Genomic DNA, 11,756 nt, shown 5'->3' on the forward strand with positions numbered 1-11,756 from the left:
CCGTCTGGCGACGCCGCCACCAGGCCCGATCCCAGACCAGCCACTACCGGCGTCAAGCCGCTCAAGCATGAAGATCACGATCTACGGCTGTAGTACTAAGCTTCGCTTTTATCCCTGTGCTGTGGCGGTGTGCTGCTTCTTGCGCGATTGCGAGACATGGAACGGCCATCGCGGGACTCTCCAGGTAGGTGAAGACCGGGGAGGCCACGATGGGCCACGGGACAACTTGAAGAGGCGAAGTAGCAACGCCGAGGGTGAACCGAATGCCGACCGGTGAAGGCAGTTCCGGCACCACCTGGCCGACGGTACGTGCCGGCCCCGGTGCTGGTCGGGATGATGCTCAGCGCCGCCGCGCGGCCCCGGCGCAGGTCCTTGCGGGGGCCGTCGCCTCGACCTGCTTGGCCGCACCAGCCCGGCCCCCACCCCGGCCCAGCCGGCCACCCCGCAGCGCACGCTCGCCGACGGCACCGCCGGGGCCCGCCTGCACCCGTACGCCGACCTCCAGCCCGCCGGCACCGTTTGGCCGACCTGCGACGGCTCGGTCACCGCAGCCCGGGAAGCGCAGGGTGATCGCTATGGGTCGCCGCATCCTCCACCTGCGCTTCGGCCTCCCGGCCGACTACGACGCCGAACTCCCCGAGCGGCTGCGCCGCCTGTTGGAGGACATCACGCCGCGTGTGCAGATGATCGAGCCGGACATGGCTGTGCTGGACCTGACCGGGGCGATTCCGTACTGGAAGCGCGACGCCCGTGGCCTGACCGAACTGGTCCAGTTGCGCGCGCTCGCGCATTTCGGCCTGCCCAGTTCTGCGGGGTGTACGGGCAACCGAATCCGCCAGGTCCGCAGATACCAGATGCTGCAAGACGATGAACCCGATTGCCAGTCAAGGCTGAAACCGCGCATACCCGGCCGGTTGGAGAGGCCGCAGCCCGCACGGCCTACTTGTGGGCGAAGTAAGGCCGCATTGCCGTGGGTGAGCGATCCGGACGGCGATGCCGCCCCCTGATGGCGGCGCCCGCGAGATCGGCGAACTCGCCGTCCGTCCGGCCGCCCACGGCACGGGCCTGGCCGCCGAACTGCTCGAAGCGGTCACCGAGGACGCCCCCCGAAGGCCGCTCCTGGCTGCTCACGTCCGTCCGCTCGTCGCGCGCCGTCGCCTTCTACCGCCGGCAGCGCTGGACACAGGCCACGCACCCCTCACTCGAGGGCACGGGCATCGTCGTCTTCCTCGGCCCCTGTCATCCCGCCCGCGCTCTGGCCGCGCTCCCTCTTTGAGCGCGTGTGCACAGGGCTTCACCACCTCCGCTGACCGTCACGCCAACCTGGTCGCCCCACTCGCTCGCGCGACCGCCAAGACGCTGAAGCGCAGGACCACCTTCGCCGCACACGGGCGAGGCCGCGGCCATTGATCGAAAAGATCAACTCTGCGGTCTGCTGGGCGCCACCGCAGGCAACCCGTCGACCGTCGCCGCGAGCAGAGGCAGGAGCCGGGTGAGTTCTCCCTGGTCACCGATGGCGTCGAGAAGCCGGGTCTGGTCGGAGCGGACGCGGTGGGCGGCGCGCTGGTGGAGGATGCGGCCGCGGGCGGTGAGGTAAAGCAGGACGCGGCGGCGGTCGTCGGGGTCGGGCCGACGGTAGACCAGGTTGCCGGCGACCATGCGGTCGACGAGCTTGGTCAAAGTGGGCGCCGGCATGAGGGCGTGGTCGGCGATTTCGGACATCGAGTGGCCCTGCCCGTCGGCGACGGCCGACAGGACGCGCCACTCATCCACCGAGCAGCCCTCCTCGGCCAGCATCGCGGCCAAGCGCCGGCCGAGGCATCGCTCGGCGTGACTGAGGAGGTGGGCAAGGTCCGGCGAGGAGGGTTCCGACGGCATTGCCGGTGTCCTTCCGTAGGTCTAGTGTTCGGGCAGATTACGAGCCTCCGCGAGGGTGCCGGGGCCCGGACCGGGATCCGCGCGCCCAGTGCCCTCACGGAGGTGGTCTGTGCATCCGGTGCCGCCGAGACGGAATGACGATTCGAGCACGACGCTGGTCGTGGCCTTGGTCGTGCCGCTGCAGGGACCGGCGGGGGTCTTCGGTCCGTCGTGCGAGCTGGCCGCGCAACTGGCCGCGGAGGAACTGAACGCCGCGGGCGGCGTGTTGGACCAGGAGGTCCCCCTGGTCACGGTGGACGGCGGGGCGTCGCCGGAGCAGGTGGCGGCCGAAGTCGAGGCCTTGGTGTCGCTGGGCGCCGTTGACGGGGTGGTGGGCTGGCACACCTCGGCGGTGCGCCAGGCGCTGCTGCCGCGGATCGCGGGCCGCGTGCCGTACGTCTACACAGCCCAGTACGAGGGCGGCGAGCGCACACCCGGGGTTTTCCTGACGGGCGAGACCGACGCCGCTCAACTGCTGCCCGCGATGCGGCTGCTGGCCGAGGCGACCGGAGCGCGACGCTGGTGCACGGTGGGCAACGACTATGTGTGGCCGCGCGTGACCGCCCGTGCCGCACGGCGATACGCCCGGACCTGTGGCGGCCTGGTGCGCGACGAAGTCTTCATGCCCCTGGGAACACGCGACTTCGGGCCCGTGCTGCGCCGGATCGAGCGGTGCGAGGCGGACGCCGTACTGATGCTGCTGGTCGGGGACGACGCAGCTCACTTCAACCGGGCGTTCGCCGGGTACGGTCTGCATCAGCGGTGCCTGCGGCTGAGCACCCACATGGACGAGAACATCCTGCTGGCCACCGGAGCGGAGGCCACCGACGGGCTGTGGGCGACGGCCGGTTTCTTCGAGACGCTCGCGACCGCCGAGAGCCTGGACTTCAGCGCGCGTTACGCGGCGCGGTTCGGTGTGGAGGCACCCGTCATGGGTAGTCTGGGCGAGTCGTGTTTCGAAGGAGTGCGCCTGCTGGCGGCGTTGGCCGAGCGGGCGCGGTCGCTGGACGTGAAGACGATGTGCGCGGTGGGCGAAACGGTCTCCTACGAGGGCCCGCGCGGCGCACTGCGGCTGCGCGGCAACCATCTCACCCAACGGCTGTACCTGGCACGGGCGGATGCCTTCGACTTCCACGTCGTCACCCAACTCTGACCCGGCTCCCTGGCCGTTGATTGACATTACCCTGCCACAGAAATACTTTCTACGGGAAGCATCTGGCGGAGGCGAGGCATCTGTATTCAATCGAGCCCTTCGCTCGCCACGGTCTCCCATCGACGGGCGCCCCGCCCACGCGACGCGCTCCTGGTCGCGCACTATCTACGCGCGTCGAATAAAGGCCCGTTAAAGACCTTTCCCTTAAAGGAAGCGAAACGTTCAAGAAACAGTGCGGCGTGACTCTTCCGTGCAATCACCCGGGGTCGCCCGGGTCGTCCCCAGTGCTGGGAAGAGGGAATGTCGTGACGGAGATCGTCGACAAGGAAGCACCGCCGGCGAGTACAGGCGGACGGACGTACAACAACTGGGCGCAGAACGACACGTTGGAGGACTACTCGCTGCGCTACGCGCCGAAGTCCTTCCGCCGCTGGACTCCCTACGTGGTGGCCACGACGGCGCTCGGTGGCATCGCCTACCTCGCCGACTTCGCCATCGGCGGCTCGATCGCCATCTCCAACGGCTTCTCCAGCGCCATGGTGGCCATTCTCGCCGCAGCGGTGGTCATCTTCCTGACCGGCATCCCGATCTCGTACTACTCGGCGAAGTACTCCATAGACATGGACCTGCTGACCCGGGGCGCGGGTTTCGGCTATCTCGGCTCGACCCTCACGTCGGTCATCTACGCCAGCTTCACGTTCATCTTCTTCGCCCTCGAAGGCTCGATCATGGCGCAGGCCCTCGAGCTGGGCCTGCATATCCCCCTGGCCGTCGGCTATCTGATCTGCTCGCTGATCATCCTGCCGCTGGTGATCTACGGCATGACCGCCCTGTCGAAGATGCAGGTGTGGACGCAGCCGGTCTGGCTGGTGTTGATGGTCGCGCCGTTCGTCTCCATCGCCATCCAGGAGCCGGACAAGTTCTCGCAGTTCACCCACTTCGCGGGCAACTCCCCCACCGGCTCTAGCATCAGCATGCTCGGCGTCGGCGCGGGCGCCGGCGTGGCCCTGTCACTGATCGCGCAGATCGGTGAGCAGGTCGACTACCTGCGCTTCATGCCCGACAAGACCCCCGAGAACGCGGGGAAGTGGTGGGGCGCCGTGCTCTCCGCCGGTCCCGGCTGGGTGGTTCTCGGCGCGGCGAAGCAGATCGGCGGGGCGTTCCTGGCCTTCTACATCGCCGGCAGTGTGGGCCTGTCCAAGGCCAACGAGCCCATCCAGCAGTACGTGCACGGCTTCAAGACCTTCGCGGCGCCCGTCGCCCTGGGACTGGCGACGTTCTTCGTGATCCTCTCCCAGATAAAGATCAACTCGACGAACGCGTACTCCGGTTCGCTGTCCTGGTCGAACTTCTTCTCCCGCCTCACGCACCGGCACCCGGGCCGGGTCGTCTACATCTTCCTCAACGTCGGCATCGCGCTGGCCCTGATGGAGGGCGGAGTCTTCGGCTTCCTCAATACCGTCCTCGGCTTCTACTCCAACGTGGCCATCGCCTGGATCGGCGCGGTCGTCGCCGATCTGGTCATCAACAAGCCGCTGAAACTGAGCCCGTCGTACATCGAGTTCAAGCGCGCCCACCTGTACAACTTCAACCCCGTCGGCTTCGGCTCGATGCTCATCGCCTCCGCCGTCTCCATCGCCGCGTACTTCGAGGCCTTCGGCGACTACGGCAAGGCGTACTCCCCCTTCATCGCCCTGTTCCTCGCGATGGTCCTCTCACCGCTGTTCGCCGTGCTCACGAAGGGCAGGTACTACATCGCCCGCGTCGACGACCTCGATGAGCCGCTGCTCGGGACGGACGGCCTGCCCTCCGCGGCCACGCTGACCTGCACCGTGTGCACGACCGACTTCGAACGGCCCGACGTGGCCAACTGCACCTTCCACTCCGGGGCGATCTGCTCACTGTGCTGCAGCCTGGAGAAGAACTGCCACGACTCCTGCAAGACCGGTGCCGCCACCGGCCCGGTCGCCCTCGCCACACCCACCGTGCGGTCCGCGGACTGACCACCATCACCTTCCCGTGTCCGGCTTGGCTCCGGCTCGCGTTCTTCGACGTGGGCCGGAGCCGACTTCGTCAGTCGGTCAGGGCTGCTCTAGCGTCGCGGGCGTACGGTGCCTCGAACGGGCATGCGTCGCCATTGGCGAGTCATGGGCCGGCGGATGCCGTACTCCGACAAGCCTTCCAGCTTCCACGACAGCGCGTCACGGGCATCCTACAAATAGAGACGGAGATCCGCCTTCACGTCAGATTCAGTCATCGAACCGGTTCAGCCGTGGAACTGGCTGGAACGCTCTGATCATCGGTAAAATTCAAGCTGAGGGGCGTTGATTTCCGTACTCGTCCACCGGCGGTCCGCGGCAGATCACAATGGGCTCGGGCCTCCGCCGCAGGGGTGCGCGGCTCGGACGTATTGCATGGCTGTGTAAGGGGACAGGCCGAAGAGGCGGATGAGGTGGACGGGTGTGCGGGTCACGGTAGAGGACGCCCTTGCGCTCGAGGGCCATCAGCTGATGCGCAACCGAGGACGTACTGGCGAGCTGCACGGCCTGGCCGATCTCCCGCATCGACGGCGGGTAGCCCTGCCGGTCGACCGTCTCCGTGATGTAGCGGACGATCGCCACCTGCCGGCTCGTCAGCTCCCCCTCGGCGGCCCGATGACCCGGGGGGCGTCCCCGGCGGACGGGCGCGGTGTTCTCCATCCCGGACACCTCCGTACAAGATCGTTCGGAATGACCCAAACCCGCCAGATTGGAGTCGGTGCCGTCGTCGTAGCGCTCGTCCATCAGCTGCTCGGTCGGTGAGCCGCTGGGCCGAGGCCGCTGGCCCGGCCCGGCGCAGCGGGCAGAAAGCCGTACGCGGGCTACTGGTTGAGCAGCGGCGCGAGCGTCATGCGTAGTTCGTCGAGGTCGCGGTAATGGAGGGCGGCCATTCCTGCATCGCGGGCTGCGGTGACGTTGGCTTCGGTGTCGTCGATGAACAGGCAGCGCTCAGCCGTGGCCCCGACGCGTTCGGAAGCGATGCGGTAGACGCGGGGGTCGGGTTTCGCGACGCCGATGCGGGCGGTGTTCACCACCGTGTGGGCAAGGCTGTCTAGTCCCTGGCGGGCGAGGTCCTGCTCCAGTCGTGTGGTTCCGTTAAGACCAGGGCCACGGAGGCGACGTCGCGGACGCGGGTGAGCAGGTCCACAAGTTCCAGATCGACGAGTGGGAGGAGTTCGCTCCAGGCGGCTACGGCGGCGCCCGTTCCTTCGAGCCGCAGCTGTTGGCGAGGTCGGCCGCCACGGCGGAGCGCCACTGTTCGTCGGTGATCTGCCCGGTGATGGCCGGGTGGATGCGGGCCGGGGCGAAGGCTGCGGCCGCGAGTGCGCCGACGGGCAGCCCGTGAGCGTGTTCGATCTCGGTGTCAGCGGGCCAGTGCCGCAGGACGCCGTCGACGTCGCAGAGGACGGCGGCATACGGCAGCGAAGGGTGGGGCGGGCAGTGCTGAGTCATGCCCGCAGTGTGCTGTCCCGCGCGGTCCGGGGAAGACTCATCCGGCTAGGACGACGGGGCGCATGGGCGCACCGTGCGCGAGGACGCCGGTGAGCAGGTCGGCGAGGGTCCACCAGCGGTGTTCGCGAATGTTGTCGGGCTGCGATGCCCGGGCCGGGTCGACGTCGGCTGCGGAGACTCGGGTGCGGAAGTACTTCTCCACCTGGCGGACCTCACGGCCGCCGACGAGGTGGTCCTTGCTGCGCTCCGCGAGCTGCGCCCCCAGTTCGACCACCTTCTCGTCGATACCGAGTTCTTCGCCCAGCTCGCGGAGCGTCGCCGTGGCGTGGTCTTCCCCGTCCTCCAGTGAGCCGCCGGGCGTCGCCCAGAAGCCGCCGTTCTCGTCGCCGAATGCGGGAGATTAGTTGAACATCGGGCTCCTCGAATTGTCCGCGTGCTGGGAGGGCCCGCCGGATCAGCGGGCGATCGAGATCGCGAAAGGCGCGAATCCGCTGGAGCGAATCACGTGCGGTACGAACAGGATCGCGGCCTCCGTGGCGCGAGCGGTCTGGATCCCGCCGAGATCGGTGATCCACTCCATACGCCAGCCGAGGCTGACGAGCAGTTCGCGGACGGTTTGCTTGGCCTGCGGGTCCTCGCCGGAAAGGAAGGCATCGGGCGCGTGGGTGAGCGTGGCCGGCGCGGTCATCACCGGGAAGAGCATGGTGTTGAGTGTCTTGACGACGCGCGTTTCGGGAAGCGCTTGCTGGAGTTGCTCGGCGAGGCTTGAGCCGGGGTAGATCAGGTCGGCGGGCAGTCCGTCCGATCCGTCGATGGTGGCGTTGGAGACGTCGACGAGGATCTTGCCGTGCAGTTCCTCGCGCAGGGCGACAAGCCGGTCCAGCGAGCCGGCGCCCGGCGTCGCGTTGATGACGATCTGGGCTGTGCGGGTAGCGTCGGCGGCGGCGCCCGGCGCGCGGTCCGCCACCGATACCTCATGCCCTGCCCGGGTAAGGGCTGCGGCCAGGTTGCCGCCGACGCGGCCGTTTCCGAGAACTGCGATCGTGGGCATGGTGATCTGGTCCTTCCGTGCGTGCAGGTTGTGGTGCGCGGTCAGCGGGAGAGGGTGGCGACGGCCTCGGCATGGACGCCGGGCGCGGCAGCCAGGAAGCTCTCGCTCTGCGGGGTCCAGGGGCGGCCCTCGGCGTCGGAGATCTGTCCGCCGGCTTCGGTGACGAGCAGCGCCCCGGGCAGCAGGTCCGCGCGGGCGCCGGCGAACTGCCAGAAGGCGTCGATGCGGCCGGCTGCCACGTTCAGCAGGTGCAGGGTCGCGGGCACGGCGGTGCGGACGACGAGTGCGTCGAAGAGCATCGCGGTGATCGAGGAACCGACGCGCCGCACGACGTTGTCGTCCTCGTCCGGCCGGGCCTGGCTGGTGGCCACCATGCTCAGGCCGAGGTCCGCGGTCTGGGAGACGCGCAGCTGCCGGCCATCCAGGTAGGCGCCCGCGCCGGTGAGCGCGGTGTAGGTCTCGCCGGTCAACGGCAGGTGGACCGCGGTGAGCACCGGCTGGTTCTCGCGCACGAGGGTGGCGGTCACCGCCCACTCCGGCAGGGCGTGCAGGTGGTTGACGTTGCCTTCGGCCGGATCCACGACCCACCATTCGCCAGGCGGCAGCGCCCCGCCGTCCAGCTCGTCCTCCACCCACCCAGCGTCCGGACGCAAGCGCGTGAGGCGGGGGCGCAGGATGTCGAGGGCCGTGTCGTCGTTGGCGGCGAGCGCGCGCATCAGCTCTTCGCGGGTCTGGTAGCGGACCGCCTCGCCGAAGCGCTCGCGCAGCGCCGAACCGGCCGCGCGCACGGCGATCGCTGTCTGGCCGAGCAGGTCGGCGTCGGAGGCGGCGACGTCATTGGTCTGAAGCGTTTCGGACATGGTGAACTCCCGTGTGAGTAGGGGGTGATGAGGCCGTTCGGGCCGAGCTGTGCGCTCTGTCCAGCGCTCTGATCTCGACGGTATACAGCCCCTTGATTAACTTCAAATGCATGTAAAGCACGGCTAGGATTACTCACGTGCAATTGGACCTGAATCTGTTGGCCGCGCTCGACGCGCTGCTGGAGGAGGGCAGTGTGGCCGGGGCGGCCGCACGCCTGCATGTCACCGCCCCCGCGATGAGTCGGAGTCTGGGCCGAATCCGGCGCACGACCGGGGATCAGATCCTGGTGCGCACCGGCCGCACGATGACCCCGACGCCATACGCGATCGCCGTCCGGGAACAGGTGCACGAGCTGCTTCACCAGGTCCAAGGGGTGCTGGCACCGAGCCGTGAACTCGATCTGGCAACGCTGGAGCGCACTTTCACACTCCGCTGGCACGATTCCCTGGTCGCCTTGAGCGGCCCCGCACTGCTCGCGGCCGTGCGTGAAGAGGCGCCGGGCGTGCGATTGCGCTTCGTCGCGGAATCGAGCATTGACACACCGGAGTTGCGGCGCGGCGAGGTGGACCTGGAGGCGAACGCCAACCACCCGAGCGCACCGGACATCCGCGCCGAGAACGTGGGCGAGTCCCGCCTCGTCATCGTCGTGAGGCAGGGACATCCCCTCACCCGTGGCAGGACCGTCACCGCACATCAATACGCCGCCGCCGAGCACGTCACCGTCTCGCGACGGGGAAACCTCAGCAATGCCCTCGACGACGCTCTCGCGGGGCTTGGCCTCACCCGCCGCGTGGTGGCGACCGCACCCACGCAAGCGGCCGCGCTGGAGTTCGCGCGCGGTTCCGATCTCCTGGTCAGCGTCCCCGAAGCCACCACGCGATCCGCGGTCGCCGACCTCGGCCTGGTCGTGCTCCCCCTGCCGCTCGAACTACCGCTCGCACCGGTATATCTGTCGTGGCATCAGCGCTACGACACCGACCACGCCCACGCCTGGTTGCGCGGGCTGGCGCGAACCGCGCTGACCATGTGCGGAGCGTCATAGTCGGCGCCGTCCGACCGCCTCACCCCTACGTCCACGCGGCCGCCTTGGTGGCGCGGGGCCAGCCAGTCTACGCACCCCCACCGGGGCCGTTCGATGGGGGTGGTCGTCTCGGACACGTGTGGGCGGTCATGAAGTAGGGTCGATGTATCGGAGTAGAAACGTGCTCTGGGCCGAGCAAACAGCCGGACGGGGAGTACGCGCACACGCGGTATCGGACGATCCGCCACTTCTTCCGCGGAAGGAGTGCGTCATGAGGGCAGCACAGTTCAGCCGGTTCGGCAGCCCGGACGTTCTTGAGATCGTCGATCTCCCCGATCCCCATCCCGGTGCCGGAGAGATACGGATCAAGGTTCGTGCCGCGGGTATCAACGCCAGCGACTGGAAAAGGCGCCAGGGCCTGATGGACCAGGAACTGCCACAGACCCTGGGATACGAGGCTGCGGGTCTCGTTGACGAGATCGGTGACGGTGTCTCAGGTGTCACGGTTGGCGACCGGGTCTTCGGAGCCTCGCCGTACGGAGCCGCCCAGGCGGAGTTGGCCGTGCTGTCGTATTGGGCCACGATCCCGGACTCACTGGATTATGCGAGGTCTTCAGCGATCCCCGCGGCAGCCGAGACCGCAGCGCGCTCGCTCGACCAGCTTGGCGTCACAGCAGGCAGCTCCGTGCTCGTCAACGGGGCATCCGGCAGCGTCGGGAGTGCCGCTGTCCAACTCGCCGTGGAGCGCTGCGCGCGCGTTATCGGCACGGGTAGTCCAGGCACGCATGATGCCATCCGCTCGCTCGGGGCCGAGCCCGTGGCATACGGCGACGGGATGCCAGAGCGAGTCCGGGCGATCATGCCGTCGGGATTCGACTTTGCACTGGACGTCGCCGGCAACGGTGTCCTTCCCGAACTCGTGGGACTCGTGGGCGCCCCCGAGCATGTGATCACGGTCTCCGACTTCCGCGGCGCGCAGCAGACAGGCGTCCGCTTCAGCCGCGGCGACACCGGCCGCGCCACCTACGCGCTGGCCCAGGTCGCCCAAATGGCCGAGACTGGACGATTTTCCATCCAGGTCGGCCAAACCTTCCCCTTGACCGAGGTGTCCCACGCGCACCGCGTCGGCGAAGCGGGGACTGTGCGCGGCAAACTCGTGCTACTCGTGGGCTGACCGGCCAACCGCCCGACCTCGCACCCGCCGCAGCGGCGGTGTCGTGGGGTTCGTAACTGCTGTGGGCTTCGCCATCGAGCGTATGCCGTCCATACCGGCGACGTGAGGCCACAGAGCGTGACCGTCCGGGTCCTGCTGCCCAGCCGCGACATCCACCTGGCCTTCCCCACCCCCGTCGCCTACGACGAGGACAACACCCTCCACCACCGATGGCTCGCCCAACGCAACCCCTACGGACAGACCCTGCGCGCCGCACTGCTGTCACTGCGCGACACCCACGGCATCGAGACCCGCATCACCTTCCGAGCCCTGCCCTTCACCCCCATGGCCAAGCTCTACCTCGTCAACTACACCGAAGCCCTCTTCTCCTACTACACCCTCCACCGCCGCACCCTGGACCACGAGGACCGGCAGATCGAGATCCACGACGCCAACCCGATGGGACTGGTCCGCCTGTTCGGGACCGACAGCACCAGCGACGACACCGCCTTCGTCACCCAGTCCCAGCAGTGGTTCGACTCGCTGTGGGAATCCGTCACCACCGACCTCACCCTCAGCAGCTGACCCACCCCCCAAAGCCGCCCCCAGGCAGCCGCGCCCCCGCCACACGGTCAGACGGTGCCAGCAGGAGCCTCTGTGTCGGCTGGGCCGCGGCGACGGTGGCCGCCGTCGGCGGAGCCGCACAATGAGGCGCCCCTGCTCGTCGAGACCACCCGGGGGATGCACGCCCGACGAGACAAGGAAGGGAGCAGACCTGTACGACCTCCGGGTCCGGTGGAGCCCCGGCGCAGACGCAGCGACATGCGAAGGCCCCACCCGCGATCACGCGGAACAAGCAGGGCGAACCGACAGCCCGGCTATCCACTCATGACCGGTCAACTACCCGTCGCTGAAGCCGACGGGCTTGCACAGCGGGCGCCACTGGCTGTGGTGCTGCGCTTGCGTCCTGTCCCACGGCCCGGTTCGGGAAGTGGGTCTGGGGCGGTTGACGGTGCCCCGCGTCGCCACAACTCCCACGCTCTGGCACGGATGTTGCGGGAGCCGTTCCGATCCGCATGATCAACGAATCCGCAGGACCGGCACGCGAA

General features: G+C 68.5%; 11 protein-coding genes and 5 pseudogenes. 8 read left to right on the top strand and 8 right to left on the bottom strand.

All coding sequences use genetic code 11. The features are described from left to right. Positions 1-280: 280 nt before the first annotated feature. Positions 281-386 (bottom strand): annotated as a pseudogene (locus tag ACIBK0_RS51175) (type I glyceraldehyde-3-phosphate dehydrogenase); the annotation flags it as partial. 2 nt (positions 387-388) lie between these two features. On the opposite strand from ACIBK0_RS51175, the pseudogene ACIBK0_RS51180 reads away from it, so the two are divergent. The 3 genes and pseudogenes from ACIBK0_RS51180 to ACIBK0_RS51190 form a co-directional block, all read left to right on the top strand. Further along, positions 389-570 (top strand): annotated as a pseudogene (locus tag ACIBK0_RS51180) (hypothetical protein); the annotation flags it as partial. 5 nt (positions 571-575) lie between these two features. Beyond that, positions 576-1,007 (top strand): hypothetical protein, encoded by a 432-nt coding sequence (locus tag ACIBK0_RS51185; protein ID WP_399097249.1) that lies wholly within the window; start codon positions 576-578, stop codon positions 1,005-1,007. A 4-nt stretch (positions 1,008-1,011) separates the two neighbouring features. Continuing rightward, a pseudogene (locus ACIBK0_RS51190) lies at positions 1,012-1,276 on the top strand (GNAT family N-acetyltransferase); the annotation flags it as partial. A gap of 143 nt (positions 1,277-1,419) precedes the next feature. Here ACIBK0_RS51190 and ACIBK0_RS51195 read toward each other — a convergent pair. Further along, on the bottom strand, positions 1,420-1,878 hold the full coding sequence (locus ACIBK0_RS51195; RefSeq protein WP_399097252.1) for a MarR family winged helix-turn-helix transcriptional regulator: 459 nt from the start codon (positions 1,876-1,878) through the stop codon (positions 1,420-1,422). A 109-nt stretch (positions 1,879-1,987) separates the two neighbouring features. On the opposite strand from ACIBK0_RS51195, the gene ACIBK0_RS51200 reads away from it, so the two are divergent. Next, positions 1,988-3,070: a substrate-binding domain-containing protein gene (locus ACIBK0_RS51200; RefSeq protein WP_399097255.1), complete on the top strand. Its 1,083-nt coding sequence runs from the start codon at positions 1,988-1,990 to the stop codon at positions 3,068-3,070. A 305-nt stretch (positions 3,071-3,375) separates the two neighbouring features. Beyond that, positions 3,376-5,073, top strand: coding sequence for a purine-cytosine permease family protein (locus tag ACIBK0_RS51205; protein WP_399097258.1), 1,698 nt, complete (start codon positions 3,376-3,378; stop codon positions 5,071-5,073). Positions 5,074-5,532: 459 nt separating this feature from the next. On the opposite strand, the pseudogene ACIBK0_RS51210 reads toward ACIBK0_RS51205, so the two are convergent. The 6 genes and pseudogenes from ACIBK0_RS51210 to ACIBK0_RS51235 all read right to left on the bottom strand — a co-directional run. Beyond that, positions 5,533-5,769, bottom strand: a pseudogene (locus tag ACIBK0_RS51210) (repressor LexA); the annotation flags it as partial. A gap of 161 nt (positions 5,770-5,930) precedes the next feature. Then, positions 5,931-6,143 carry an HAD-IA family hydrolase gene (locus ACIBK0_RS51215; RefSeq protein WP_399097261.1) on the bottom strand — a complete coding sequence of 71 codons (213 nt, stop codon included), beginning with the start codon at positions 6,141-6,143 and terminating at the stop codon, positions 5,931-5,933. Positions 6,144-6,297: 154 nt separating this feature from the next. After that, the gene (locus ACIBK0_RS51220; RefSeq protein WP_399097264.1) at positions 6,298-6,561 is read right to left on the bottom strand and encodes a hypothetical protein; all 264 of its coding nucleotides are present in this window, start codon (positions 6,559-6,561) and stop codon (positions 6,298-6,300) included. Between the two features lie 37 nt (positions 6,562-6,598). Next, positions 6,599-6,922, bottom strand: a pseudogene (locus ACIBK0_RS51225) (NUDIX domain-containing protein); the annotation flags it as partial. 93 nt (positions 6,923-7,015) lie between these two features. Continuing rightward, complete coding sequence (locus ACIBK0_RS51230; RefSeq protein WP_399097266.1) at positions 7,016-7,612, bottom strand: NADPH-dependent F420 reductase; 597 nt, start codon at positions 7,610-7,612, stop codon at positions 7,016-7,018. 41 nt (positions 7,613-7,653) lie between these two features. Beyond that, positions 7,654-8,472 (bottom strand): 3'(2'),5'-bisphosphate nucleotidase CysQ, encoded by an 819-nt coding sequence (locus tag ACIBK0_RS51235; RefSeq protein WP_399097268.1) that lies wholly within the window; start codon positions 8,470-8,472, stop codon positions 7,654-7,656. Positions 8,473-8,609: 137 nt separating this feature from the next. Between ACIBK0_RS51235 and ACIBK0_RS51240 the strand changes: the two genes are divergently transcribed. The 3 genes from ACIBK0_RS51240 to ACIBK0_RS51250 all read left to right on the top strand — a co-directional run bounded on the left by ACIBK0_RS51240 (position 8,610) and on the right by ACIBK0_RS51250 (position 11,232). Further along, positions 8,610-9,515: a LysR family transcriptional regulator gene (locus tag ACIBK0_RS51240; protein WP_399097270.1), complete on the top strand. Its 906-nt coding sequence runs from the start codon at positions 8,610-8,612 to the stop codon at positions 9,513-9,515. Between the two features lie 250 nt (positions 9,516-9,765). Then, positions 9,766-10,668, top strand: a complete 903-nt coding sequence (locus ACIBK0_RS51245; RefSeq protein WP_399097273.1) for an NADP-dependent oxidoreductase — start codon at positions 9,766-9,768, stop codon at positions 10,666-10,668. 102 nt (positions 10,669-10,770) lie between these two features. Further along, positions 10,771-11,232, top strand: a complete 462-nt coding sequence (locus tag ACIBK0_RS51250) for a hypothetical protein (protein WP_399097276.1) — start codon at positions 10,771-10,773, stop codon at positions 11,230-11,232. The last annotated feature ends 524 nt before the right edge of the window (positions 11,233-11,756 follow it).

Origin of the sequence: Streptomyces sp. NPDC050564 (genome assembly GCF_044457265.1) — a bacterium.
Taxonomy (GTDB): domain Bacteria; phylum Actinomycetota; class Actinomycetes; order Streptomycetales; family Streptomycetaceae; genus Streptomyces.

Coding starts and splice junctions, on each gene's coding strand:
- ACIBK0_RS51230 (WP_399097266.1), bottom strand. CDS start 7,612: ATGCCCACGATCGCAGTTCTCGGAAACGGCCGCGTCGGCGGCAACCTG.
- ACIBK0_RS51245 (WP_399097273.1), top strand. CDS start 9,766: ATGAGGGCAGCACAGTTCAGCCGGTTCGGCAGCCCGGACGTTCTTGAG.
- ACIBK0_RS51220 (WP_399097264.1), bottom strand. CDS start 6,561: ATGACTCAGCACTGCCCGCCCCACCCTTCGCTGCCGTATGCCGCCGTC.
- ACIBK0_RS51185 (WP_399097249.1), top strand. CDS start 576: ATGGGTCGCCGCATCCTCCACCTGCGCTTCGGCCTCCCGGCCGACTAC.
- ACIBK0_RS51195 (WP_399097252.1), bottom strand. CDS start 1,878: ATGCCGTCGGAACCCTCCTCGCCGGACCTTGCCCACCTCCTCAGTCAC.
- ACIBK0_RS51235 (WP_399097268.1), bottom strand. CDS start 8,472: ATGTCCGAAACGCTTCAGACCAATGACGTCGCCGCCTCCGACGCCGAC.